Raw genomic sequence first — 24,088 nt, 5'->3', positions numbered from 1 at the left:
CATCCCTTAAGGAGCGGTAATGAACCAAGCGCTAAAACTAATACGAATTGAAGATGTAGCCCGTAAAACCACTCTTGCTAAAAGCACAATTTGGCTAAAAATATCTCAGGGGGATTTTATTCGCCCCACCAGAATCGGTGGAATAAGCGTTTGGAAGGAATCTGATGTAGATGCTTGGATTGAATCCCAATTCCAAAGCGCTCAAGGAGTATCAGCATGAGCGAGCAAACCATAAAGCAAAACCACGAAGATGAGTTAGTGGCGAAACAAAGTACAACATCGCTTCTAAGCAGCCTTAGACTTCCCGATACATACAGTGTTAGTGGAGGCACCGCGTTACCACTTAAAGCAATATACGGAAAGCTTAATAAACATCGATTCTGCAGGATCCATCCTGGAGGAGGGTATAAATTTCGCTGTCTTGTAGTTGATGATAAGGATCGGGGGGAGACCTATTTAGCAACTCCAAATATGATCAGCCACTTAGACAATTTGGCTGTCCCCAAAACTATTCGCCTTGCTGTAGATAGTACAGGCACGCCAAAATTGATCGGTGAGCCTGATATAGACCCATCCTCAAGGGCAAATCTATGGCATTCATCTTTAAAGTACGGGATCGAGCGCGGTGAGACAACGTGGGTACGAATTCAAGCGAATATGAGTGCTGGTCAATACGAAATTATTGAATCGGCTAATGATTTAGGTGAACCAAGATGGCCAAATCAGTCGATGGAAGAATTGATCAATGACGCATTCTCAGGAAGAATTATTGATTCAAGTGATCACCCCTTTATACGTCAAATTCAAGGGAGGGTCTAATGATTCACCAAGACTTTACACTGCGCGATTGCATCACTCTTGATTTTGAATTTCGCCCCATAGGAGGCCAAGAAGGCAATCCCCCTGAAGTGATATGTATGGTAGCCCATGAAATTCGCACCGGTAAGTACCATCGTCTTTTCCAGGAGGATTTATATAAACTAAAAGCGCCTCCTTTCCCTATCTATTAATGAAACTGCTGTTGTGGTTGCCTATTTTGCTAGTGCTGAAATGGCTTGCTTCAAAGCATTGGGCTGGCCGATGCCAAAAAATATTCTAGATTTATATGCCGAATTTCGCAACAAGACAAACGGATTGCCTTATTTGCCAGGTGGTCGTTCATTAATTGGAGCGATGAAGTTTTTTGGGCTGGATTCAATTGCGATAGAACATAAAGAAGAAATGCGTGCTCTGGCATTAAGAGGGGGTCCTTATAGCCATTATGAGCGAACAGCCTTGTGGAGTATTGCCAATCAGACGTTGACGCACTACTGCCTCTTTTGAGCGCCATGTTACCGGAAGTTGACCTACCTCGGGCTCTCTTGCGGGGGCATTACAACATCGCTGTGGCGGCCATGGAGACGTACGGCACACCCATTGATATGCAGACCTATACAGACCTATGTCATTTGTGGGACAAGATTAAAGGTGAGCTAATTTTAGAAGTTGATACGGAGTACGAGGTCTACCAAGATAGCGTGTTTAAAAGTGAGCTGTTTGAAAAATATTTAGCAAAGAAAAGCATTCCGTGGCCTAGAAACCGCTACAGGCAAACTGAAGCTTGACGAAGAAACCTTCAAAGAGATGTCCACGGCACACCCTAGCTTGTTGCCACTACGTAATTTAAGAGACTGTTTGGCAAAGTTAAGGTTGAACGACCTTTATGTTGGAACTGACGGACGCAATCGATGCCTAATATCGCAATTCTCCTCAATAACAGGGCGCAATCAACCATCAACAACAAAGTTTATTTTTGGACTATCTAAATGGCTAAGGGGGCTCATCCAGCCTCGCCCAGAAATGGCCGTTGCCTATATTGATTGGTCACAACAGGAATTTGGTATAGCTGCCGCACTATCGCAGGACGCCAATATGCTCGCGGCATACTTATCTGGTGATCCGTACCTTGCATTTGCTAAGCAATCAGGGGCCGTTCCGCAAAATGCCACTAAACATAGCCACCCGGATGTAAGGAATCAATACAAGCAATGCGTCTTAGCAACTCAATATGGGATGGGCGCTGAGTCTTTGGCTGACAGACTAGGGGAACCAGAATTGAGGGCTAGGCAATTATTGGACATGCACAAAAGGTCTATCGAACTTTTTGGGCTTGGTCAGACAACCTTTACAACGCAACAGTTGCCTTCAACAGGGTGGCTACGTTATATGGCTGGCAATTACATGTGCAACCCGACCTAAACCCACGCAGCGTACGGAATTTCCCAATGCAAGCCAATGCTGCAGAAATGTTAAGGATCGCATGTATTTTATTACATGAAAAAGGCATCAACATCTGTGCACCCGTGCATGATGCAATTCTCATTGAGTCAAAAGAAGAAGATATTGAGCGCGATATTCAGATAGCTCAGGCATGCATGAGAGAAGCAAACCGAATACTCCTAAATGGATTTGAATTAAGCAGTGAAGTGGAAATATTCAAGCACCCACAGCGATTTTTAAATCCGTCAAGCGAAGATTTTTGGAACCAAGTCATGACCATCAAGGACAGACTCCTAAAACCACTAAGCGTAAATTTAACACCCACGTGTCAATAGGCTTAACACCTGCTCAGTATTATTTATCTATTTAAAAACATATTTATGGAGTAAAAATGAAAAACCTAGATCGCAAATTTATAAGAGGTCCTGTATGGTGTGATTGGCTAGCAAAAGCATCTAAAGTTGGAGTCTCCCCTGGCTTGGTTGGCAATGCTCTCTGGTTTTATGTGGGGGTAACCAATACACAAAAATTTAAGATTGACTCAATGGTCAGGGATATTACCGGCCTTAGCAGGCAGACCATATCGACATCTTTAAAACAGCTTGAGAAGGCTGGGTTAATAAGCCTCTTTCCAAAAAGAGGCTCATACCTCACCATCCACATCCATAGAGATAAACATTCCAAGGAAACTGCCAATAAGTCTACGAGCACAACTTAGCACTTACTTTTAACACCTTACATAAACCATCAATTGTTGATAGGCTTGGGACTTAATCGAATTGCTGTGCTGATGCATTTCGTTGCTATTTCTGCAAATTCAGGAAGAATTCACAATGCCAAAACAACTATTTGTTAAGGGTCAGTCAGGCAACCCAAAGGGAAAACCAAAAGATGTTCGCCATAACGCCACGCAAATCACCTATGCACTCATTAAGGGCAATCTTCAGGAATATTAGAAATGGTGATGGAGCGGGCCAAAAACGGTGATATGACAGCTTGCCGCATGATTCTTGTAAGGTTCTACCAAATACTAAAGACCGCCCTATAACCATTAAATTGCCACCAATAAGTGATCTGAACGGAGTTGGGATAGCTCAGGCAGAAATACTCCAGGCCGTAGCTACTGGGGATATCACACCAAATGAAGGAGAAAGAATGGCGGCAATTATTGAGGCACGACGAAGGTCAATTGAGACGATCGATTTAGAAGCCCGTATAAGCCAACTAGAGACGCGGAAATGAACCTAAAGAACAGACCTAGCCAAAATCGAAAAAAGTGTCCCAGACGTTGATAGGGTTCACTTCCTGGGCTGGGCCGATTGCGAATGGAAAGAGGCCGAAGGTTTGGTGCGCGCGGAAAACGAGTCAAGGGAAGAATTCTTTGAACGTGTCAAAATTATCACCGATAAGAAATGGATTTGGTTCGACTAGAAATTACTGTAATTCTCTACTTGCAGCTCAAAAAGGAATTTCTTATTGAGACAATTGAAAAGTATAAGAACTAAGTTTGGTAACAAACCTTGGTAACTTTTACTCTATCAAGCACAAACCGTTACGGGTATTGGATGTTAAGCGGAAAGTACCTCCGCTATAGGCCTTTTATTCCATTGGTCGCGAGTTTGAATCTCGCCCGACCCACCAATAAGTCATCGGATCAACAATCCGACAAACAATGAACAGCTGCTAACGACCCAAAGCAGACCATCAATTCAATAATCTGAGTACGCTAACTCTCACCCAAAACTGAGCGACCTGCTTAACGTAAGTCCTTATTTAACTGATCCACAATCTCGGCCCAATCAGCGTCTAAAAGCAACTCATCACGAAGAAGCCTTGCTTGAGATGGTGTCCAGAATGGTGCATCCGCTAATTCAATCGCTTCATCTAAAGGCGCATGCCGATCAATGAGTGCCTTAATACTATTACCATCAGAAGCATGCCGATCAATGAGTGCCTTAATACTATTACCATCAGAAGGTAGTCCTAATTGAAGGAATAACTCAGAGAATGGATGAAATGACTTTTCCATGATTAATTTCTCCTTAAACGTAACGCATTTGTAATGACCGAGGCTGAGCTCAAGCTCATGGCAAGTGCAGCAATTAATGGTGAGAGCAACCATCCAGTGAAAGGATATAAGAGACCAGCAGCAATAGGAATGCCCAGTGCGTTATAAAGAAACGCAAACACTAGGTTTTGCTTCATATTGCCTACCGTATCGTCTGAAAGCGACTTAGCAATCGCAATACCTCTGAGATCACCTTTAACTAAAGTAATTTGGGCGCTATTCATAGCAACGTCAGTACCGGTGCCCATAGCAATACCAACATTGGCTTTTGCTAAAGCTGGAGCATCATTGATGCCATCACCTGCCATTGCAACAATCCGACCTTCATTTTGTAGTCGAGTTACCAATTCGAGCTTATCTGCTGGCTTAACCTCTCCATAGACCTCTTCAATCCCAAGGCGCTTGCCAACAGATTTAGCAGCTGTTAATCCATCTCCAGTTGCCATCACAATTCGCAATCCCGCCTCTCTTAAGGTTTGCAAAGCCTCTGGCGTAGTAGCCTTAATAGGATCAGAGACAGCTAAAAGTCCAGCAAGCTTTCCGTTGATAGCTAAATGCATCACGCTAGCGCCTTCAGAGCGGAGCTCCTCTGCTTGGGCTTTCAAAATATCAACAGAAACTCCCAGCTTATCCATCAATGCAGTATTACCCAACGCCAAATGAAACAAGCCAACGCTACCTTGAACTCCAATTCCTGAACTTGATTCAAAGTTTTCAGGTTTCTCCAGGGGTAAATTACCATCTCTTGCAGCGCGAACAATCGCATCGGCAAGAGGATGCTCACTACCCTGATCAAGGCTTGCCGCAAGCCTTAAGACCTCATTGCCATCAAAGCTGGGGGCGGCAATGATCCTATCAAAAATTGGCTTACCTTCTGTTAAGGTGCCTGTTTTATCAATAATGAGTGTATTTACTTTGCGTAGATTCTCAATCGCAGCAGCATCACGGAACAAAATTCCTTTTGTCGCCCCTTTACCTGTAGCTACCATAATCGACATTGGTGTAGCAAGACCTAGGGCGCAAGGACACGCAATAATTAATACAGAGACCGCATTAATTAAGCCAAAAACCCAACTTGGTTCGGGACCAAAGACCCCCCAAATGAAAAAAGTCAGCAAAGATATAGCTACAACCGTTACTACAAAATATCCCGCAACAATATCTGCCATTCGCTGCATTGGCGCTCTGGAGCGTTGGGCTTGAGCTACCATTTGCACAATTTGAGCCAGCATGGTTGATGAACCAACACGCTCGGCTTTAATAATCAATGCGCCATTGGTATTCATCGTTGCTCCAATCACACGATCACCGATACGCTTAGTAGCTGGCAATGGCTCCCCGATAAACATGGATTCATCAAGCGCACTAGAGCCTTCAACAATGACGCCATCAACAGGCACTTTTTCACCTGGGCGCACCCTCAATAAGTCTTCAATATGAACATTTGATAAAGGAATATCTTCCTCAGATCCATCGCCCTTAATTCTTCTAGCTGTTTTAGGCGCTAAGCCCAGCAAGGATTTAATTGCCGCAGAAGTTTGTGAACGTGCCTTTAGTTCCAACACCTGACCAAGCAGAGTCAATGAAATAATGACGGCGGCTGCCTCAAAATACACACCAATCCTGCCCATAGACATAAAGGAAGCAGGAAATACTTGTGGAGCTACCGTAGCAACAACGCTATACAAAAATGCAGCACCTGTTCCCAATCCAATCAAAGTCCACATATTTGGACTACGATTGGCTATGGATTGCCAGCCACGATGAAAGAATGGCCATCCTGCCCATAAAACAATTGGTAAGGATAGGAATAATTCAACCCAGGTTTGGGTTTGAGACTCTAGTAGATTAAGTTTATGGCCAAACATCGCAAGGACAGTCACCACTGTCGTCAAAGGCAGCGTCCACCAAAATCGTCTTTGAAAATCAACTAATTCTGGATTTTCTTCTTCCTCTAATTCAGGCAACAGAGGCTCTAAACTCATTCCACAAATTGGGCAATTACCTGGTTGATTCTGCCGAATTTGCGGATGCATGGGGCAGGTATAAATTGTGCCGGCCACCGAAGCAGGCGACTCTGAGTCCTTTAGTCCCCCATCTAGATACTTGCTGGGCGCTCCAATAAATTTTTCTTTACAACCATTGCTGCAAAAGTAATACGCAATATTCTTAAGCGAGTAACTATGCTTAAACTGAGAAGTGACCGTCATCCCACAAACAGGATCCTTCAAGGAATTTTCATCCGAAGAATGTTCGTGATGGGAGTGATCGTGTCCATGCTCATGATGATTGTTCTCATTGTGATTACTCATTGCAAATCCTTGTTTACCTAATTCATTAAAACTGGCGTATCTGGGATTTCATTATCTGAAGATGATTTACCTGGGAATTGACTTTGCAATAGTTGACTCACCATTTCAATTCCAGACAAAATGCCAGCCTGATATTCATTGAGCGAAAATTTGGATTCGATCTCATGACAAATAACATCCCACGCACTGGCATCTGCATTTGAATGAATGCCTCTATCGGCAATTATCTCTACAGCATGATCGGCTAATAAAATATAAATGAGCACCCCATTATTGCGCTCGGTATCCCAAACTCTGAGATTGGTAAAGACTTCAATTGCACGATCTCTAGGGCTTAAGTCTTTTAACAAGGCAAGCGTATCCAGGGCACCTTCCACGGCAAAACAGATTTGACCCGAATGTTGAGTCTCACTATCTCGAATCGCATTTGTTATTGCGGCAAGATCTTCCTTGGAAAAGCATTTCCCTACCTTGCGACTATGAGACCAGAGATGTTTTATTAATCGATTCATATTCATGCTTACCATCTCCCCGAGGAGCCACCGCCACCAAAGCCGCCACCGCCACCAAAGCCGCCACCGCCACCATGACCTCCTCCACTGCTATAGCCACCAAAGCCATGTCTACCCAACCCCATTCCGGATAGAGCAACGACTAATGCCACAACACCGGCGATTAAGGCCATAGAAAACGCACCGAACATAAACCAGGCGATAAGAGCTACAAATCCTCCGGTAACGAGGGATCCAGGCAACCTGCCGAGCATCGATCGTAAGATTCCACCAAGCACTAAAGCCACAATAAAAATGATTGGTAAAAATGAGCGAATATCCCCGGGGTCACGCATTTCTGTATTAGTTGGGTTTGGCGCTGGTAACGCCTCACCATCAACCACGCTAATCACAGCGTTTACGCCATCCGTAATGCCGCCATAAAAATCCTGCTGTTTGAATCGGGGCACAATGATTTGGTCGATGATTCGCTTGCTAGTTGCATCAGTTAATACTCCTTCAAGGCCGTAACCCACCTCAATCCGAAGGGCTCTATCCGCTTTAGCAATAACCAGAATCGCACCATCATCTACTTTTTTCCGTCCAATCTTCCATTGCTCAGCTACGCGAATGGCATATTGCTCAATAGCTTCAGGGGCAGTAGATTGCACCATTAACACCACAATCTGACTACCCTTTTTAGCCTCAAAATTACTCAAGGTTTGATCTAGAGAGCCAATCTGACTGGGTGTAAGAGTACCCGTTTGATCAATGACCCGCCCTGACAAAGCTGGCACCGTCTGCTGCGCCACAGAAAACTGAGGCCAGCAGAGCAGCGCCAAAAGCGATAGCAAGGCGAATAGGCGTTTAGGCAGCCGGAAGATGCGAGTCACGAAAGTTGCTCCAATTATTTCGCCGCAGGAGTATCAAATGAAACGCTAGGAGGAGTTGCTAATTCCTTTTCATTCTCAACGGCAAAGTTTGCCTTAGCTTTATAACCAAAGACCATTGCTGTTAAGTTAGATGGGAATGAGCGAATCGTGACGTTGTACTCCTGTACAGATTTAATGTAACGATTACGAGCAACTGTAATGCGATTTTCAGTGCCCTCTAGTTGCGCTTGCAAATCTCTAAACCCTTGATTTGCTCGTAAGCTCGGGTAGTTTTCTGAAACGACTAATAGTCTGGATAAAGCCGAAGTGAGTTGTCCTTGCGCTTGCTGGAATTTCTGGAAAGCTTCTGGGTTATTTACCAAATCAGGAGTAGCTTGAATTGAGGTCGCCTTAGACCTGGCTTCTACAACTTTGGTGAGGGTATCTTGTTCGAACTTAGCCTCACCCTTAACGGTGCTCACTAAATTAGGAATCAGGTCGGCTCTACGCTGATATTGATTTAATACCTCAGACCAGCTAGAAGTTACCTGCTCATCTTGGGACTGAATTTGGTTGTACCCGCAACCTGATAACAATACCGCTGATATTGCCAGCAGACCAATGAGATATTTACGCATTTGTTACTCCTTCACTTAATTAAAGTTTGAATCTGTAAGAACAATCACCTTTTTAGATGTATAAAAATTGGGACTAAAGAGGGTATTAACCACAACAGCAACCACCAGATTTTTTCTGTGGCGCTTGAACGCTACCATCAAGGTCCAAAGAAGAGGGGTAACCATCCTCATTTAGCGCATGAATCAAATCGTCACTCTTCCAGCTCGTCCTATCTAAATGTACTTTACCGTTTTGCAGGTCAACATGGATATTGGATACGCCATCTAAAGATTCCAGCGCCTTGGTAACGTGCTTGACGCAAGAGCCACAAGTCATACCAGCCACATTTAAATTTATTTGACTCATATTCAGTCTCCTTTTTTTAATTCGATGACATATAGTTTTCCACCTTCGCTTGATGCTACGAATTCCACTTGGTCTCCAGACTTAAGACCATTTAAAAGATTTTTATTTTTCACGTTAAAAATCATGGTCATTGGGGGCATATCTAAATTCTTGATTTCCTCGTGACGAATGGTGACTTTGCCTTGCTCCAAATCAACTTTGCGTACCTGACCAGCCGTATATGCACCAGTAGATTGGGCGCTTGCTACATGAGTCAAGATTACTCCCGATAGTAGAAAAATAACACTCAAATATTTTTTTAGATTGTTCATAAATGAACTCCTATCGATAAGATTGATAAATTTGGGATTGACCGTTTTTAGAGATCAATAAAACGTCATAAGGATCTTTTCTAGATCCATACTCAGGACCATCCATTCCTGGAGAGCCTATGGGCATCGCTGGTACAGCAATCCCTACAGCATTGGGCTTCTCAGCTAATAAACGCTTAATTTCTCTCGCTGGGACATGACCTTCGATTGCATAACCATCAATGACTGCGGTATGGCAAGACCCAAACTGAATGGGCATACCCATCTTCTTTCTAATCTGGTCATTGCCATCGCTGATCACTTTAGTAGCAAAGCCATTTTTCTCAACATACGTAATCCAATCCTTGCAACAGCCACAAGTTGGACTCTTTCATACCGTGATCAATGGTTTTTCACTGGCAGCACTGGATGCAAACGGCATCAGCACCAATCCAATTGCTACAGACCTTCTTGTTAAATTAATGTTGATGGGAGCCATGGCCGTCCCCTTTCTGTGCTAGTGAAGCAGATTTAGGTCCAGCTACCGAAATTGATCCCTTCATTCCCGCATCGTAATGGCCTGGTTGTAGGCATGCAAATTGCACTTTTCCAGATTTCGTAAATTGCCAAATAATTTCACCTGTTTGACCAGCGCCTAAGGTAACCATGTTTGGCTCGGCATGCTCCATTTCTGGAAACTTCATCATCTGCTTGTAGTGCTCTTGTAGCTCTTGATCTGTACCAAGCACCATTTCATGTTTTGTTTTACCCAGATTCTTGACTACAAAATGGATAGTTTCGCCTTGCTTGACTTGAATACTGCTAGGATTAAATCTCATGTTGTCTGTCATGTGAACTCTAATTGTTCGATTTACTTTGGCTGCAATACCCGGCTGTCCAACACTAGAATTTTCGCTGCCATGATCATGACCACCACTAGCGCCATGGTCATGAGACATTGCGCCCATGCCACCCATAGCCCCCATGCCTGCGCCTGATCCATGCATCTTGTCATGCATCGCCTTACATTGACTAGCACTCATCTCAGGATGCATTTTTTGGCACATTGCCACCCTTTGTTCAGGAGTCATTTTTGCCATATTCTCGTGCATCGCCTTACATTGATCAGGACTCACTTCAGGATGCATTTTTTGACACATCGCTGCCATTGGATCTTGGTTCCTGGCCCCTTGATTCATCATCCCCATACCGCCAGGTTGTGTTGCACCTTGCGCAAACACTAAACTAGATGCTGCCATCGCAATTGCTGCCAATGTAAATTGAATATTTTTCATTTTGTTTTCCTTAATTATTAATGTCCAGAATGCCCATTGGGCTTTCTTACTTGCACTTCGATTTCTTTTGTAGAGCTTGGTCTTGTTGATTGCATAGGTTTTGCAGCATTTAGTTGCGTTGGAGCTGCAGGTAATGCGCCTTTGTAAGCCTCTGCCACCGTACCAGCCGGATGCTTATACCAACCCGGATCTGCATAATCGCCAGGCTTTTGATCCTTACGTACTTTTAATACGCTAAACATACCGCCCATCTCTACCGACCCAAAAGGACCCATACCCGTCATCATGCGAGCCGTGTTATCGGGGATAGGCATTTCCATTTCAGACATATCACCCATACCCCTTTCACCCATCACCATATAGTCAGGTATCAGGCTGTTGATCTTCTTGCCAACCCCCCGATGATCAACGCCAATCATGGTGGGGAGGTTATGCCCCATTGCATTCATGGTGTGGTGGCTCTTATGGCAATGGATCGCCCAGTCACCCTCTTCATCTGCAAGAAATTCAATTTGCCGCATCTGCCCAACAGCCACGTCAGTGGTTACCTCAGGCCAACGAGCAGTTTTGGAACAGGGCCTCCATCAGTGCCTGTGACCGAAAACTCATGCCCATGAAGATGAATTGGATGATTGGTCATTGTTAAGTTTCCTACTCTGATTCGGACCTTGTCATTTAGGGCGACATTCAAAGAATCTATGCCAGGAAAAACGCGGCTATTCCAGCTCCATATATTGAAGTCAACCATCGTGGCTACTTTTGGTGTGTAACTACCAGGATCAATGTCATATGAGCTCAATAAAAAACAAAAGTCCCTATTAACATCATCAATAAGTAGATTTTGATCTTTAGGATGCGTAATCCACATACCCATCATTCCCATTGCCATCTGTGTCATTTCATCGGCATGGGGATGGTACATAAATGTTCCCGGGCGGCGAGCAACAAACTCATACATGAAGGTTTTTCCGGGTGGAATACCTTTTTGAGTTAAGCCTGTTACACCATCCATACTATTTGGTAATCTTTGGCCATGCCAATGTACTGAAGTCTGCTCTGGTAACCGATTGGTAACAAATATCCGGACTCGGTCGCCTTCCACCACTTCGATTGTTGGCCCAGGGCTTTGACCGTTGTAACCCCATAAATGCGCCTTAAATCCAGGAGTCATTTCTCGCACTACTGGCTCAGCGACTAAATGAAACTCTTTAACGCCTTTATTCATTCTCCAAGGCAACATCCAGCCATTTAAGGTAACAACTGGGTTGTATGGGCGCCCTGTACTAGGGGTCAATGGTGGCATCGTATTAGTGTTTACCTGCGTCACTATTTCTGGGGCGCCAGATAAGGCATATCGGCCAACTGCTGCAACCGCAACAGCACCACCAGCAATGGCCGGCATATTTAAAAAAATCTCTTCTTGAACTCATTATTTTTCCTTATCAATGTCCAGTAGGATTTGCTAGCATTCCCGCCCCAGTAACGTTAGACACTTGTAGTATTGTTGGCCTGCTAATTAAGGAGGACTGCAAAGCAGCATCTGTTAACCAAAATTGTTGCTGAGCATTAATCGCCGCAATTACTGCAGAGACCTGATCTCTTGAGTCGGCAATCAACTCAAAGACACCAATAATCCTGCCGTTATAGCGAAGCTGACTTTCTTCAGCGATGGCTTTGCGTACAGGTATTACTTCTTTTCGATAGTGTTGGGATATATCGTATGCAGTTCGATAGGCCGAGTAGGTCTCCCTCAAATTGGAACTAGCATTTCGAGTAATGCCCTCTAGCCGATTAAATGCGGCTAAAGTTTGGGCATTCATGGCATCCCTACTCATATTTCCCCAATCGAAAATTGGTAGTCGAATCGAAATTTCATAGCCCTGCTTTGGGGTGCTCTCACCAGATGCTGAATCAAATTTAGTGCCGCGATTAAAGCCCAGCTCAATATCGGTAAAACTGGTGATGTTGTTAAGCCCCTGGGCCTTCGCTGCCGCCTCTAAAGTCGTTGTAGCCAAGCGAATATCTAGCCGCTCCAAGCCAGCTTGCTGCGCAATAAATTCAGTATTTGGCGGTTGCTTAGGCAGATCAGGTAAACGATTGGGCAATTTGAGTTCTTTTGCCTGAGCTTCACTTAGCCCAAGAGCACGAACAAGCTCCTCCCTACGGCTTACTGAAGTCTGTTTTGCATTAGCAAACTGCGTGGCCGAATCTGCATAAAAAGCTTGCTGCCTTGCACGAGTAATCTTATTGAGAGTACCTACCGCCTCCATGCGCCTTGCTAGCTCAGCACTTGCTTCTGCACTTCGAAAAACTTGATCGGCATATTTGAGGGATTGCTCTGCTGCAACTGCACGAACCCAAGCCTGGCGAACCAAAGTCACTTGATCAATGATTTCGGTAGTTAAACGCAATTGAGCTTGTTCAATTCGCTTATCAGCTATTCCTTTGCGCTGTGGCAAAGTAATCAGATCTAATAATCCAAATACAAACCAGCGATTAAATTCGATCTCTGGACTAGTAACCATTCGCTCAAAAGCAAAATAAGGATTAGACATTCTGCCTGCTTGGGCAGCAGACGCTGCTTCAGACCAATTCTGGGCAATAAGTGCTTGAACGGCTGGACTATTAATCAAGGCAAGCTGAACAGCATCGCTTTGATTTAAATTCTTAGCCAGCAGCTCCTGAGCTCTACCCTGAAGAACATCACGCTCATCTGACGATTTTGCTAAAACAACCTGGCTATTAGTAAGTTTACTCGAATCTAGATTCGTTTTTTGTAAGGCCTCGTCAATATTGACGCTAGCGCATCCAGCAAGAGCACTCGCAAATAAAATTGATACTATTTTGTATTGTTTAGTGAAAGGCATAGTCACCATCATTTAACTCCCTCGTGATGATTTTTCGAGTACTCTTCGCTTGTTGGCACCACATCAGCCTGAGCAGCTTCTTTTGCATACACTTTCCATCCGCCGATCTTTTGGACGGTAGAATTAGCCTGCTTCCAAGGAATGATCTCCTCTTCCGAATAAGGCTGATAATTTTTAAATACTGACGTGTACTGCAGCGACTCGGCAATAGACTTTGCCGAAGAACCATTTACCGCCGCATCTTGCGCCGATGCAACTGGACTACCTAGTAATGTGAGCGCCAATAGAAACATTCCATTGCCCCACATGCATTTAAACATGCTCATAATTTCTCCAATAGACAAACGTAACGACAAGACTTGTCGCCAAAATCTACTTACTACTGAGGAAATTTAAATCCGAGGGGGTTTGTAAATGTTACCTAGCGATTGGCCGAGTGCCAAAGTAGGAGCGTAAGGCAGTAGATTGTCCGCATACTGCAAAGGAGCAATCACGGAAGAAGAGGCTGTTAAATCAGCAATACCAACGCAGCACTGAGAAGCGGTATGGCACTTTGTAGCCACTTTCTTTGCCGACTTTTCTATCGATGAAGTGCAATCTTTACATTGCTTATGCTGCATATGGGAGTCAGCATTATCAGCATGAGTCGCAGCTTGGGACTGGTGCGCATGGTGTTGATCGGAAACGAATACGGGCATGCTAGCCGCATGAATCAGGCTAATAAAAAAACTTAAGCATAAGAAAACCATACTCTCCGCATTGTTTAACATTACACTGAATTTGGCGTTTTGTCAGCCTCACCCTTCACTTTTTTGAGTCTAGGCATTAACTTATTGAGCTATTGAGGCTATAAACCCAAGCAAATTCAAGAAGATGTGAATAATCCATTGGGTTTGGGAAGGTGCGTTTATCGTAAAGTGCTACAAGAAACCCCACCATCCCCACCGAAGAGATAGTAGATACGAAATCCATGTCAGATAAAGCCACCAAACTCAATGCCCAGTGCAACTGCATCAGCGTTGACAAACAGAAACTAGATATTGAGGTTCATCGCCTTATTAGTGATCTGGAGCTTGCTGATTCAACCGCTACAACGATAGGCTCGATGCTCTCAAGTAGCGGAGTATTTATTGACCAAGCCGCCTTAGATCAGATGAAAGCATTAGTAAAGGCGGTCTATAAAGTTTGCGAAATGCCTTTATTTCAAAAATTAGTTCTTGAGCAAGCTCCATTGATTGCTAGGCATCAACAAAGTACAAGTGGTGTTTTTTATGGATTTGATTTTCACCTAGGGGTAAATGGCCCGCAATTAATTGAAATCAATACCAATGCAGGCGGCGCTATGATTTCTGCCCTTGAAATTGGGGCATCGAAAAATTGCTGTGAGCCAGTAGAGAGACGCTTGGGAGTAAGAAATATGCCCAATGAAATTTATGAGACTTTTCTGGATATGTTTACCCAGGAGTGGAGGTCCTTCAATAGGGATCCTTCTGCCCAATTAAAGACAATTGCAATCGTTGATGAGAATCCAACTGAACAATTCTTATATCCTGAGTTTCAACTCTTCCAAGCCCTGTTTCAAAAGCATGGAATCACGACAATCATCACCTCTCCAGACGGCCTCACCATTAAAGACAAAAAGGTTTGCTTCGGTAAAATTCAAATTGACTTAATCTACAACCGAACGACTGACTTTTATTTTCAAGATTCGTCATACGAAGTGCTTAGAGACGCTTATCTTCAAGATTATGCGGCTATCACCCCAAACCCCTTTAATCATGCAGTATTTGTCAATAAAGATAACCTTTGCATCTTAAGCAATCGGGAACATCTTGACTCCCTAGGGGTTGACTTGTCTATACAAGAAATACTCCTGAGTCATATTCCGGAGACTGTAAAAGTTTCCTCTAAAAACGAAGAATCTCTTTGGACCAATCGTAAAGAGTACTTTTTCAAGCCCAGTCAAGGCTATGGGAGTCGCGCTGTATATCGCGGAGATAAATTAACTAAAGGCGTATGGGGTCAAATTAAGGATAAAAGCTATATTGCACAAAAAGTAATTCCACCAAGCAAACGAACCATCAAGATTGATGGCAATGAGGCTGATCTTAAAGTCGATATTAGGGATTATGTCTTTGAAGGTAACTCACTCATTTCAGTAACACGCATATACCAAGGACAAACTACAAATTTAAGAACCTTGGGGGGCGGCTTCTCGCTTCTTTATAGCATTGACTAAGATTGATACGGTTTAAGACACAATTTAAATTTTTATCTTCTTTAATTCTGAAATTGTAATTAAATGAGTTCAGTTACTAGAATTGCAGTGACTACTTCTAGCCGAAAGCGGACCGTCGGCGCCAAAAGAAAAGCCATCCCGCAGGATGGCTTTGGTAACGATTTTGGTAACGAGGGTGTTGTACTGCCACCAACCCTTGTAATACCTATTGACTTGGTGGAAGAGGTGAGATTCGAACTCACGGAGGACTTTCATCCTCGCCAGTTTTCAAGACTGGTGCATTCAACCGCTCTGCCACTCTTCCTTTGCGAATTGAGTCCTAGATTATAGAGAACTTTTGATTTGCACCTCTAAATACTGGGCAATAGCCAAGCAAGAGGTCAGGCCTGGGGACTCAAAGCCATAAAGGTTAAATAGGCCGTGAAGCTGATGCTGCTGGGGTCCTTCAAAGTAAAAGTCTCCTGCCGGGGCGTTTGGCGGGACGATTTTGGCCCTGACACCAGAGTAATCAGCTTGTAAAGCGCCATCTTTTAGGCCGGGCCAGTATTGCCTTACTGCAGCGTAAAAGCCCTCTCCCCGCTTGGGATCAACCGTGTAGTTAATTTGGCTTTCTTCGTCAATATCCAACCACTCCACATCGGGACCAAACTTCGTCTGACCACCCATATCCAGAGTCAAGTGAACCCCTAATCCGCCCGGCTCGGGGATTGGATAAATCAAATGACTGAATGGCGATTTTCCAGATAAAGAGAAGTAGTTGCCTTTAGCAAAATAGGCTTTAGGTATTAAATCTTTCGAGAGACCTTCTATTTTTTGAGCTAGTGCTGGCGCACTCAGTCCAGCGCAATTAATCAACAATTTTGTCTGAATAGTCATACCATCAGCGCCACCAATGGTGAGCTCAAAACCGCCCACTGCATTATTACCAATTGGCTTTGCGCTTAACAATGGGGATTGATATGCAACCATACCACCCGCATCTTCAAAACCGCCAAGTAATGAGAGCATGAGGCCATGACTATCCACTACTCCCGTGGAACCTGAGAGCACCGCTGCTTCACATTGCAGCTGCGGCTCAAGCGCTTTAGCTTGATCCCCTGAAATCATCTTGATATCAGGAACTTGATTATTTTGCGCTTTATACAAAATAGCCTGAAGGTCATCTAGCTGGCTAGCATTGGCTGCCGCGATGAGTTTGCCGTAGGCTTGTATACTCACCTGATGACTGCGGCAATATTCATATAGAAGGCGACTACCTTCTACACAGAGCTTGGCCTTGAGAGAATCCTTTGGGTAATAGATTCCAGCGTGAATGACTTCACTGTTACGAGCACTACTGATGGTTCCGAACGAATCCTCACGCTCGAGCAAGATAGTTTCTCGACCCTGCAGCGCTATTTCTCGGGCAACCGCCAATCCAACTACTCCAGCGCCAACTACGACGTAATCAACCTGCTCCATTCGGTTATCCCTGACCTGATTTCAGATATGTCTCAATTTTGTAATGACTTTTGCCTCAGCTAAAGCCTTGTTATTAACGAAATCGTAACATTTTCAGCGTTTTAAGGGGATTTTGATGCCCTTATTGATAAAATCTAGAAATGTCTGTGCAAGCCCAATTAGCTAACCAAAGTATTCATTCAGCCCTTGATGTGGTCCTCGATACCGCCTATCAAGGAATTGATGTCAGCAACTGGGCAAAGTTATTTGCGAATGCTCGCAAATCTCAGTTAGAGAAGTTCATTTCAGACTTGTTTGCTGGCAAGCACATCAACAATAGCGAAGATCGCCCTGCCCTTCACTCTGCCCTTCGCAATCTCAGCAAAACTCCAGTATTGATCGACGGCAAAGATGTCATGCCAGCAGTTGCTGATGTTTGGCATCGCATTGAAGCCCTCTGCAATAAATGGGTTGGCGTAACAGATGTGATTCATATTGGCATTGGTGGATCCGACTTTGGTCCTCGCCTCGCTATTGAAGCTTTAGCTCATGTTCCTAGTATTGAAAGCCGTGGGATGCACATGCATTTCTTGGCCAATATTGATACTGCCGAGTTAGCACTTATCCTTGCACGCGCTCAGCCCCATAGCACTCGCGTAATTGTGGTCTCAAAGTCATTCACCACCCTTGAAACTTCCATGAATGCCAAAGCCGTTGTGGCTTGGCTTAAAGATAGTGGTTGTACTCACAGTCAAATTGAGCGTGCCTTATATGCCGTGACTGCCAATATCCCTGCCGCCAAAGAATTTGGTGTAAGCGAAGAAAACATCTTTCTTTTTTGGGATTGGGTCGGCGGTCGTTATTCAGTCTGGTCAGCAGTTGGTCTGCCGATTGCTCTGCAATATGGCTTTGAAACTTTTAAGCAATTCTTAGCTGGCGCTGAAGCCATGGACCTGCATTTTAAGAATGCACCGTTAGAGGAAAATCTACCCGTCATCATGGCGCTCTCTTTGCTATATCAGCAAGAGAAACATGACATCAAGGCTTATGCCGCTATTCCTTATGCTGATGCTTTAGATTGGTTTCCGAAGTGGTTGCAACAGCTGGACATGGAAAGTAATGGCAAGAGCGTTGATCGCAACGGCAAGTCAGTAAAGCATTCCTCACCGGTGGTATTTGGCAGTGCTGGTAGTAATGCCCAGCACTCCTACTTCCAACTCTTTCACCAAGGTACTGAAATCATCCCAATTGACTTCATCGCCGTGCGTGAGCCAATGAGTGATCGACCTGAGGCAGTAGCACATCATCGCATTCTGCTTTCCAATTGCTTGGCACAAGCTCAGGCACTAGCCAATGGCAAGACTGACAGCAATCCAAATAATGTTTACCCCGGCAAACGTCCCAGCAACCTCTTACTGCTGCCCAAGCTCAATGCTTTTTATCTTGGCGCCCTACTTGCTTTGTACGAGAACCGCACTGCGACATTAGGTGCATTGTGGAATATCAATAGCTTCGATCAGCCTGGTGTCGAATACGGCAAAGTACTGGCCAAGCCGATTGAGAAAGCCCTCGCCAGCCACCAAAATAATATTCAGGCAAGTGCTGATATTGACGCTGTCACTGCTGCTCGTATTAATTTATTAAATTCAAATAACTAGTTCTCACCTAAGCAATGCTGGGTGTTTTAACTGAAGGATCTGCAATGCAATTGTCTCCATCCATTTTCAAAGCGTATGACATCCGCGGCATTATTGATGAGACCTTAGATCCCTCGATCGCCAGACTGATTGGCCAATCCTTCGGTACTGAAATGCGCGAGCTTGGAGAAACCGATATTGTGATTGGTCGCGATGGTCGCCTCTCTGGGCCCAGCCTAATTGAGGCACTTACCGAAGGTCTCCTCTCTACCGGAATCAATGTGATTGATCTGGGTATGGTCGCAACACCGATGGTGTACTTTGCTGCTAACCACACGATTGATGGCAAGACCCCGAAGTCCGGCATCATGATTACCGGCAGCCATAATCCTCCTAATTACAACGGCTTCAAAATGGTCTTGGGTGGTGCAGCGATTTATGGCGATCAAATTCAGGACTTGCGTCAACGTATTGAAGCTAAAAAGTTCGTCAGCGGTCAAGGCGTTCGCAGTACCTTTGATATTTTCCCCATGTATCTAAACTATATCGTTGGAGATATCAAGCTGGCTCGCCCCATGAAAATTGCTGTCGATTGCGGCAATGGTGTTGGTGGCGCCTTCGTAGGAAAACTTTTCCGCGCCCTGGGTTGCGAAGTACAAGAATTATTCTGTGGAGTCGATGGTCATTTCCCCAATCACCATCCTGATCCGGCTCATATTGAAAACTTACAAGATCTCATCAAGAACCTCCAGACCACCGATAATGAATTAGGCCTTGCCTTTGATGGCGATGCTGATCGCTTAGGTGTTGTCACTAAAGACGGGCAAGTTATATTCCCCGATCGTCAGATGATGCTGTTTGCAAAAGATGTTCTCTCCCGCAACCCAGGCGGTCAAATTATTTATGATGTGAAATGCACTCGTAATCTTGCGCTCTATGTCAAAGAGCATGGCGGTGAACCGATCATGTGGAAAACGGGTCACTCATTAGTTAAAGCCAAGCTTAAAGAAACAGGCGCCCCGCTTGCTGGAGAAATGAGTGGTCATATCTTCTTTAAGGATCGTTGGTTTGGATTTGACGATGGCCTGTATACCGGTGCCCGCCTACTAGAGATTCTGAGCAAAGAACATAATCCTAGCGATGCCTTGAATAGCTTGCCGAACGCAATCTGCACACCAGAGTTGCAGCTTGCCTGCGTAGAAGGTGAGCCTTTTGCTTTGCTAGAAACCATTAAAGCTAATGCCAAGTTCCCCACTTCTGAATCCATTAATACGATTGATGGGGTGCGCGTGGAATACGCCGATGGCTTTGGGTTAGCGAGGCCCTCGAATACCACACCAGTAGTAGTAATGCGATTTGAAGCAGATAGTGAAGCTGCGATTAAGCGAATTCAGGCAGAATTTAAGGCTGTCTTGCTTGCAGCCAAGCCAGAAGCAAAACTGCCCTTTTAACTAGGGGCAGTTCGTGTTTGAGAAACGCTCTCCATTATTAATGTTGTGGAGCTCAATCTTTTCGAATTCACGCATATCGGCAGCCTCTAAGAGATTCTCATCAATTCCACAGGAACCTTCGTAATGCAAATCAGCCTCGGTCACAACCGCCCGATGCAATTTAGCCAACAACATGATGCGCTTCATAAAACTCTTTAATTGAGAGTGGGATTCTAGCCTGAAATTCTCGATTGTTGCTATTTAAGTGCTAATTAGGCAGGAATCTCGTCCTTCAAGCTCACACCGTAACCCTTCAAATAACTTAGCTTCTTAGCAAGAAATCCTCATTAATCTATTCCTCACCACAGGACTCTTCACCTTTTTCATCAACACTACAAATAGTTACAGTGCCTGCTAAGTCCAATTTGGCTTTAGACCCTTTGCGTACTGAAGAGAAAACTGTCGTTTTAGGAGCTTCATTTATAGCTCCAGGCTCAGATACCGTAACACCACCCCCAAAGATGCGTGCGTCAACTGCCATTTGCACCTGGTCAGCATGAAAGTCTAGTACCTCACGTAGCATGCCACCATTGACGATCGGAACGTATGAAGCCCTCACTAATGAGGCTTGAATCGGGGGAGCTATAGCTGGAGGTACCACGGGAGGAACATAACCAAGCGCACGGTTTTGAACAAACTCATCCCCCCAATTGTTGACGCCAGACAAATTCGGATCTAAGCCAAAGTTATTGCTTCCATCAATAGTTGGCACATCCCTACTGTTTGGATTTTGTAGATTAAGCTGACCACAATTCATTGGGTATGCACTATTCGAGGCAGTTTGCACTGGTAAGTTGAAATTAACACTCGCATCTGGATCCCAAACTGAGAAGGCAACTCCGCCAGGCTGAGTTTCAGACTGGGCGCTCATTAAGTTAGCCCGGTAAGTCTGATCTGAATAAGTCCTCACACCATCTACGGAGTTAATAGTGCCAATATAGGCAGTATCTGCATTAACCTGACTTTGATTAACAACAACCTGAGAATTCAAGCTGTACAAAGGATTATTAAAACCAACAGCGTCATTAAAGCTAATGCTTGCCCCTGCATTAATCGCCGCAAGACCACTAGACTCCGGAATGATGGCTGGGGCAATTGCTGCGACTAATAAGGTATGGGTATTGTCGACGGTATCGTTTACACTTCCGTTATAGGTCACGCTCGGATCTTCAGAGATCATCGTACGCACATAAATTGGGTTGGTATTTAGGCAATCAATTGAACTAGCGCGTACATCTGTTGTGGCAGAGTATTCAAAATAGGCTCTATATTGGTCTGTAAACAAGAATCCAATAGTTGGCGTAAGACCTACATAACTTGCATCCCCAATAAATATAGATCCGTTATAGGTCTGAGTTACTGCAGTCAAGATGTCGGCAAGAATATAAATTTGTGCGCCGGTCACAGTTAAGTTATTTAACCGCGCAATTGATCCCACGCCATCTACAAAAGTGACATTTCCAGTGCCAGCGTTAATGGCTAGTGACTCAGACTTATCAGTAGCACCATCTAATGTTGAATTAAACGTGATATTCGCATTACTACTTGTCAACGTCGTTAAACCACTACCAGATGGTCCGATCAATAGGCCAGCATCATAAGTCTGGGCGCCCGCAGTAGTGATATCACTCCAAATCTCAATAGGACCTCCGGCAATATTCATTGCAGGTAAAACTATTCCACTACTTGTAGCAAAGCTAGCTGGATTGATAGCCGTGCCATTGGACATAATAGAGCCGGTTCCAATAGCATTATTACTACCGGCAATCAGGTGTGCTCCAGCAGAAATAATTGTGCCACCCGTATAGGAACTATCTCCATCCAAGGTGATCGTTGCTGAGTTGGCAATGGTTACAAAACCCGCCCCTGAAATTGACGTGGAAATTGTCGTGGCTGATGGCAGGCTAATTGTGATGTTTCCACTATTACTAATACTGGAAGTTACCGGACCATCAACGCCGGCATCATAAATTACATTCGAGCCAAGTGGAATAATAACTGTGGCCACATTCGATAGATCCGGAATGGCGCCGACAATGGGTGTGCCAGTGGTCGTCCAGTTCGCAGGATTAGACCAATTACCACCCGCACTAGAGCCGGTATAGGTGACAGAGGCTAATTGAGTAATGACGCCATTATTTTCGGTATATGAGGCACCAGCACTCATTTCATAGTTTGCCGAGTCAGATCCTGCTAGTGCCACACCAATGGTGTACGCAATATTGCTGCCAACGTTTTTAGTGGCAAAGGTTCCAGTAGCTGAAGCGGTAACCGAGTCACCAGGCAAGAATCCTGAAGCTGTACTGAGCTCTAAATTGCTCATATTGACTGAGCCGCTGTACTCTTGGGTAATACCAGTAACACCTAAATCAGCGTAGGTTAAGACTAATGGTGTCACTGTTAAGCCACCAATGGCAGTAACAGCATTAAAGTTTGGCGAACCACCGGTGGTAGCGATGTCAGTTCCGCTGGCACCCAAACTACAGCCACCTACTTTCAATTGCGTGTTGGAAGAATTCATGACCGGGTTTGTTGGGGTGAGACTAAATACCCCAGTAGTACTACCCGCCGTAACCGTCACGGTAGAGCCTGATACAGAAACATCTGCACCGGTAATACTAACGATGTTTGGCGAATTGTTACCCGCAGCACAATCGGTACAGTAAGAAACTGTCATGCTACCAGCACTGTATGTGGGCGCAGCTCCATAGACGGTGGTGTTATTACCTACCAATACCAAGAGTTCATTTGCCCCAGCAATCGTGAAATTGCCATTGCCATAACTCACGGTGTAGTTATCTAGCACTCTATCTACATTGGGAACGAGGACGCCACTATAGGTGCCTGCATCGTTCACAGAAGAATTACTTCTACTGACACTCACTACAGCTGAGCCCAATGCACCACTAATATCAGTATCAGAGTTTTTAAATCCGCTATACATCACGCCAGCATAGCCAGATGGATCACTCATGCCCACGAATTTGCCATCATCAACCGCAGTCACCAAAAGTTCTGCCTTAGCAATACTCAAATCGCCTGCTACATAACTAATGTTGTAGTTAGACATGCCAACACCGGTAGCAGCAGAGATATCCAATAAACCCACATAGCTTCCAGCATTGGTAGTGCCAGGAACGGTTTGATTGCCGCTATACAGAACAGTGCTTGAGCTTATGAAATCACCATTACGTAGACCTACTACGGAATAGGCATCACTACCGGATTGGGGGAGCACCAATAATGAGCCATAAGTACTCGATTGGTTCTCGGCCGTTACATACAGAGATGCCGGATTCACCGTCAAACTAGCGCGAGTGAAAGTAATTTCATAATTGCTGTCCGCAGTTACAGTGCCTTGGGTAATAAAGTAGGAGCCCACATTAGAAGCCGAGCCAGCAACACCGCTGTATGGGGTTGCTGTAGTTGCCAAGGCGCCACTCATTTGATCACCATTGACCAAACCAGAAACGCTTTGATAAGACAGCGTTGGCAAATTGGCATCTGCATAGGTCATCGAGGCGTTATCCGCAATGACATTAATGCCCTTCTTGGCAATAGTGAGAGTGCCTGGTACAAAGGTAATTTGGTAATTACTTAAACCACTTCCAACAGCTACACTAGCCAGAATGCCATTCACACTTCCAGAATAGGTGCCGGCATTTTGCGTGCCAGGTACGGTGGTATTGCCAAGCTGAGTGAGCGTCACAGAAGAAATAGAATCGCCACTCAACAAACCGGTAGCAGTAAAGCTAGCTGTACCCAAATCTAAAGGCGTGCCATAAATAGTATTTTGATTGCTAGCGGTCACAGTGACTGGTGCAGCAGTAATGTTGGCCGTTAA

General features: G+C 44.7%; 24 protein-coding genes, 1 tRNA gene and 2 pseudogenes. 10 read left to right on the top strand and 17 right to left on the bottom strand.

The features are described from left to right. Positions 1–19 precede the first annotated feature (19 nt). The 7 genes from DXE44_RS03245 (at position 20) to DXE44_RS10560 (ending at position 3,215) form a co-directional block, all read left to right on the top strand. A complete protein-coding gene (locus DXE44_RS03245; RefSeq protein ID WP_114652609.1) occupies positions 20–220 on the top strand; it encodes a helix-turn-helix transcriptional regulator in 201 nt (66 codons plus the stop codon). After that, entirely contained in the window at positions 217–819 is a 603-nt protein-coding gene (locus tag DXE44_RS03240) for a hypothetical protein (protein ID WP_114652607.1), read from the top strand. Before DXE44_RS03245 ends, DXE44_RS03240 begins: the two co-directional genes overlap by 4 nt. A gap of 204 nt (positions 820–1,023) precedes the next feature. After that, positions 1,024–1,323, top strand: coding sequence for a hypothetical protein (locus DXE44_RS03230; RefSeq protein ID WP_114652603.1), 300 nt, complete (start codon positions 1,024–1,026; stop codon positions 1,321–1,323). Further along, complete coding sequence (locus DXE44_RS03225) at positions 1,320–1,604, top strand: hypothetical protein (RefSeq protein ID WP_114652601.1); 285 nt, start codon at positions 1,320–1,322, stop codon at positions 1,602–1,604. Before DXE44_RS03230 ends, DXE44_RS03225 begins: the two co-directional genes overlap by 4 nt. 19 nt (positions 1,605–1,623) lie before the next feature. After that, the gene (locus DXE44_RS10940; RefSeq protein WP_114652599.1) at positions 1,624–2,238 is read left to right on the top strand and encodes a DNA polymerase; all 615 of its coding nucleotides are present in this window, start codon (positions 1,624–1,626) and stop codon (positions 2,236–2,238) included. Between the two features lie 26 nt (positions 2,239–2,264). Further along, on the top strand, positions 2,265–2,594 hold the full coding sequence (locus DXE44_RS03215; RefSeq protein ID WP_114652597.1) for a hypothetical protein: 330 nt from the start codon (positions 2,265–2,267) through the stop codon (positions 2,592–2,594). A 498-nt stretch (positions 2,595–3,092) separates the two neighbouring features. Continuing rightward, positions 3,093–3,215, top strand: coding sequence for a DUF5681 domain-containing protein (locus DXE44_RS10560; RefSeq protein WP_231970561.1), 123 nt, complete (start codon positions 3,093–3,095; stop codon positions 3,213–3,215). A gap of 800 nt (positions 3,216–4,015) precedes the next feature. On the opposite strand, the gene DXE44_RS03200 is transcribed toward DXE44_RS10560, so the two are convergent. From DXE44_RS03200 to DXE44_RS03140, 13 genes and pseudogenes are all read right to left on the bottom strand, one after another. Continuing rightward, positions 4,016–4,288 carry a DUF2789 family protein gene (locus tag DXE44_RS03200; protein ID WP_114652591.1) on the bottom strand — a complete coding sequence of 91 codons (273 nt, stop codon included), beginning with the start codon at positions 4,286–4,288 and terminating at the stop codon, positions 4,016–4,018. 2 nt (positions 4,289–4,290) lie between these two features. After that, the gene (locus tag DXE44_RS03195; RefSeq protein ID WP_197712817.1) at positions 4,291–6,639 is read right to left on the bottom strand and encodes a heavy metal translocating P-type ATPase; all 2,349 of its coding nucleotides are present in this window, start codon (positions 6,637–6,639) and stop codon (positions 4,291–4,293) included. A 17-nt stretch (positions 6,640–6,656) separates the two neighbouring features. Beyond that, entirely contained in the window at positions 6,657–7,157 is a 501-nt protein-coding gene (locus DXE44_RS03190; protein ID WP_114654325.1) for a TPM domain-containing protein, read from the bottom strand. Positions 7,158–7,159: 2 nt separating this feature from the next. After that, complete coding sequence (locus tag DXE44_RS03185) at positions 7,160–8,023, bottom strand: TPM domain-containing protein (RefSeq protein WP_114652589.1); 864 nt, start codon at positions 8,021–8,023, stop codon at positions 7,160–7,162. A gap of 14 nt (positions 8,024–8,037) precedes the next feature. Beyond that, a complete protein-coding gene (locus DXE44_RS03180; RefSeq protein WP_114652587.1) occupies positions 8,038–8,640 on the bottom strand; it encodes a LemA family protein in 603 nt (200 codons plus the stop codon). A gap of 85 nt (positions 8,641–8,725) precedes the next feature. Beyond that, positions 8,726–8,986: a heavy-metal-associated domain-containing protein gene (locus tag DXE44_RS03175; protein WP_114652585.1), complete on the bottom strand. Its 261-nt coding sequence runs from the start codon at positions 8,984–8,986 to the stop codon at positions 8,726–8,728. A gap of 2 nt (positions 8,987–8,988) precedes the next feature. Continuing rightward, a complete protein-coding gene (locus DXE44_RS03170; protein ID WP_114652583.1) occupies positions 8,989–9,297 on the bottom strand; it encodes a copper-binding protein in 309 nt (102 codons plus the stop codon). A 10-nt stretch (positions 9,298–9,307) separates the two neighbouring features. Continuing rightward, entirely contained in the window at positions 9,308–9,556 is a 249-nt protein-coding gene (locus tag DXE44_RS11500) for a DUF411 domain-containing protein (RefSeq protein WP_331851829.1), read from the bottom strand. 199 nt (positions 9,557–9,755) lie between these two features. Next, positions 9,756–10,235 carry a cupredoxin domain-containing protein gene (locus DXE44_RS03160; RefSeq protein WP_331851853.1) on the bottom strand — a complete coding sequence of 160 codons (480 nt, stop codon included), beginning with the start codon at positions 10,233–10,235 and terminating at the stop codon, positions 9,756–9,758. Positions 10,236–10,588: 353 nt separating this feature from the next. Next, positions 10,589–12,001 (bottom strand): annotated as a pseudogene (locus tag DXE44_RS10935) (multicopper oxidase family protein). A 12-nt stretch (positions 12,002–12,013) separates the two neighbouring features. Then, positions 12,014–13,447, bottom strand: a complete 1,434-nt coding sequence (locus tag DXE44_RS03150) for a TolC family protein (RefSeq protein WP_197712907.1) — start codon at positions 13,445–13,447, stop codon at positions 12,014–12,016. Then, positions 13,447–13,764, bottom strand: a complete 318-nt coding sequence (locus DXE44_RS03145) for a hypothetical protein (RefSeq protein WP_162785869.1) — start codon at positions 13,762–13,764, stop codon at positions 13,447–13,449. The genes DXE44_RS03150 and DXE44_RS03145 overlap by 1 nt, the downstream gene beginning before the upstream one ends. Positions 13,765–13,830: 66 nt before the next feature. Further along, positions 13,831–14,136, bottom strand: a complete 306-nt coding sequence (locus DXE44_RS03140; protein ID WP_162785868.1) for a hypothetical protein — start codon at positions 14,134–14,136, stop codon at positions 13,831–13,833. Between the two features lie 272 nt (positions 14,137–14,408). On the opposite strand from DXE44_RS03140, the gene DXE44_RS03135 reads away from it, so the two are divergent. After that, positions 14,409–15,677 carry a hypothetical protein gene (locus DXE44_RS03135; RefSeq protein ID WP_114652576.1) on the top strand — a complete coding sequence of 423 codons (1,269 nt, stop codon included), beginning with the start codon at positions 14,409–14,411 and terminating at the stop codon, positions 15,675–15,677. A gap of 214 nt (positions 15,678–15,891) precedes the next feature. Here DXE44_RS03135 and DXE44_RS03130 read toward each other — a convergent pair. Then, positions 15,892–15,981, bottom strand: a tRNA-Ser gene (locus tag DXE44_RS03130). A 20-nt stretch (positions 15,982–16,001) separates the two neighbouring features. Further along, positions 16,002–17,138 carry an NAD(P)/FAD-dependent oxidoreductase gene (locus DXE44_RS03125; RefSeq protein WP_114652574.1) on the bottom strand — a complete coding sequence of 379 codons (1,137 nt, stop codon included), beginning with the start codon at positions 17,136–17,138 and terminating at the stop codon, positions 16,002–16,004. A gap of 140 nt (positions 17,139–17,278) precedes the next feature. Between DXE44_RS03125 and pgi the strand changes: the two genes are divergently transcribed. Further along, positions 17,279–18,775 carry a glucose-6-phosphate isomerase gene (gene pgi / locus DXE44_RS03120; protein WP_114652572.1) on the top strand — a complete coding sequence of 499 codons (1,497 nt, stop codon included), beginning with the start codon at positions 17,279–17,281 and terminating at the stop codon, positions 18,773–18,775. A 44-nt stretch (positions 18,776–18,819) separates the two neighbouring features. Beyond that, on the top strand, positions 18,820–20,205 hold the full coding sequence (locus tag DXE44_RS03115; RefSeq protein ID WP_114654323.1) for a phosphomannomutase/phosphoglucomutase: 1,386 nt from the start codon (positions 18,820–18,822) through the stop codon (positions 20,203–20,205). A gap of 18 nt (positions 20,206–20,223) precedes the next feature. Here DXE44_RS03115 and DXE44_RS03110 read toward each other — a convergent pair. Together DXE44_RS03110 and DXE44_RS03105 are read right to left on the bottom strand one after the other, a co-directional pair. Continuing rightward, positions 20,224–20,391: pseudogene (locus tag DXE44_RS03110) on the bottom strand (aspartate 1-decarboxylase); the annotation flags it as partial. Between the two features lie 145 nt (positions 20,392–20,536). Continuing rightward, positions 20,537–24,055, bottom strand: a complete 3,519-nt coding sequence (locus DXE44_RS03105; RefSeq protein WP_114652568.1) for a beta strand repeat-containing protein — start codon at positions 24,053–24,055, stop codon at positions 20,537–20,539. Positions 24,056–24,088: the final 33 nt, after the last annotated feature.

Origin of the sequence: Polynucleobacter necessarius (assembly GCF_900095175.1) — a bacterium.
Taxonomy (GTDB): domain Bacteria; phylum Pseudomonadota; class Gammaproteobacteria; order Burkholderiales; family Burkholderiaceae; genus Polynucleobacter; species Polynucleobacter necessarius_I.
This window is presented reverse-complemented; position numbering and strand designations above follow the sequence as displayed.

What these genes read in the sequence shown, in the direction of transcription:
- DXE44_RS03245 (WP_114652609.1), top strand. Translation starts at nt 20, where the DNA reads ATGAACCAAGCGCTAAAACTAATACGAATTGAAGATGTAGCCCGTAAA.
- DXE44_RS03240 (WP_114652607.1), top strand. Translation starts at nt 217, where the DNA reads ATGAGCGAGCAAACCATAAAGCAAAACCACGAAGATGAGTTAGTGGCG.
- DXE44_RS10940 (WP_114652599.1), top strand. Translation starts at nt 1,624, where the DNA reads ATGTCCACGGCACACCCTAGCTTGTTGCCACTACGTAATTTAAGAGAC.
- DXE44_RS03215 (WP_114652597.1), top strand. Translation starts at nt 2,265, where the DNA reads ATGCAAGCCAATGCTGCAGAAATGTTAAGGATCGCATGTATTTTATTA.
- DXE44_RS10560 (WP_231970561.1), top strand. Translation starts at nt 3,093, where the DNA reads ATGCCAAAACAACTATTTGTTAAGGGTCAGTCAGGCAACCCAAAGGGA.
- DXE44_RS03200 (WP_114652591.1), bottom strand. Translation starts at nt 4,288, where the DNA reads ATGGAAAAGTCATTTCATCCATTCTCTGAGTTATTCCTTCAATTAGGA.
- DXE44_RS03195 (WP_197712817.1), bottom strand. Translation starts at nt 6,639, where the DNA reads ATGAGTAATCACAATGAGAACAATCATCATGAGCATGGACACGATCAC.
- DXE44_RS03190 (WP_114654325.1), bottom strand. Translation starts at nt 7,157, where the DNA reads ATGAATATGAATCGATTAATAAAACATCTCTGGTCTCATAGTCGCAAG.
- DXE44_RS03180 (WP_114652587.1), bottom strand. Translation starts at nt 8,640, where the DNA reads ATGCGTAAATATCTCATTGGTCTGCTGGCAATATCAGCGGTATTGTTA.
- DXE44_RS03175 (WP_114652585.1), bottom strand. Translation starts at nt 8,986, where the DNA reads ATGAGTCAAATAAATTTAAATGTGGCTGGTATGACTTGTGGCTCTTGC.
- DXE44_RS03170 (WP_114652583.1), bottom strand. Translation starts at nt 9,297, where the DNA reads ATGAACAATCTAAAAAAATATTTGAGTGTTATTTTTCTACTATCGGGA.
- DXE44_RS11500 (WP_331851829.1), bottom strand. Translation starts at nt 9,556, where the DNA reads ATGCCCATTCAGTTTGGGTCTTGCCATACCGCAGTCATTGATGGTTAT.
- DXE44_RS03160 (WP_331851853.1), bottom strand. Translation starts at nt 10,235, where the DNA reads ATGTCTCATGACCATGGCGCTAGTGGTGGTCATGATCATGGCAGCGAA.
- DXE44_RS03150 (WP_197712907.1), bottom strand. Translation starts at nt 13,447, where the DNA reads ATGGTGACTATGCCTTTCACTAAACAATACAAAATAGTATCAATTTTA.
- DXE44_RS03145 (WP_162785869.1), bottom strand. Translation starts at nt 13,764, where the DNA reads ATGAGCATGTTTAAATGCATGTGGGGCAATGGAATGTTTCTATTGGCG.
- DXE44_RS03140 (WP_162785868.1), bottom strand. Translation starts at nt 14,136, where the DNA reads ATGCCCGTATTCGTTTCCGATCAACACCATGCGCACCAGTCCCAAGCT.
- DXE44_RS03135 (WP_114652576.1), top strand. Translation starts at nt 14,409, where the DNA reads ATGTCAGATAAAGCCACCAAACTCAATGCCCAGTGCAACTGCATCAGC.
- DXE44_RS03125 (WP_114652574.1), bottom strand. Translation starts at nt 17,138, where the DNA reads ATGGAGCAGGTTGATTACGTCGTAGTTGGCGCTGGAGTAGTTGGATTG.
- pgi (WP_114652572.1), top strand. Translation starts at nt 17,279, where the DNA reads ATGTCTGTGCAAGCCCAATTAGCTAACCAAAGTATTCATTCAGCCCTT.
- DXE44_RS03115 (WP_114654323.1), top strand. Translation starts at nt 18,820, where the DNA reads ATGCAATTGTCTCCATCCATTTTCAAAGCGTATGACATCCGCGGCATT.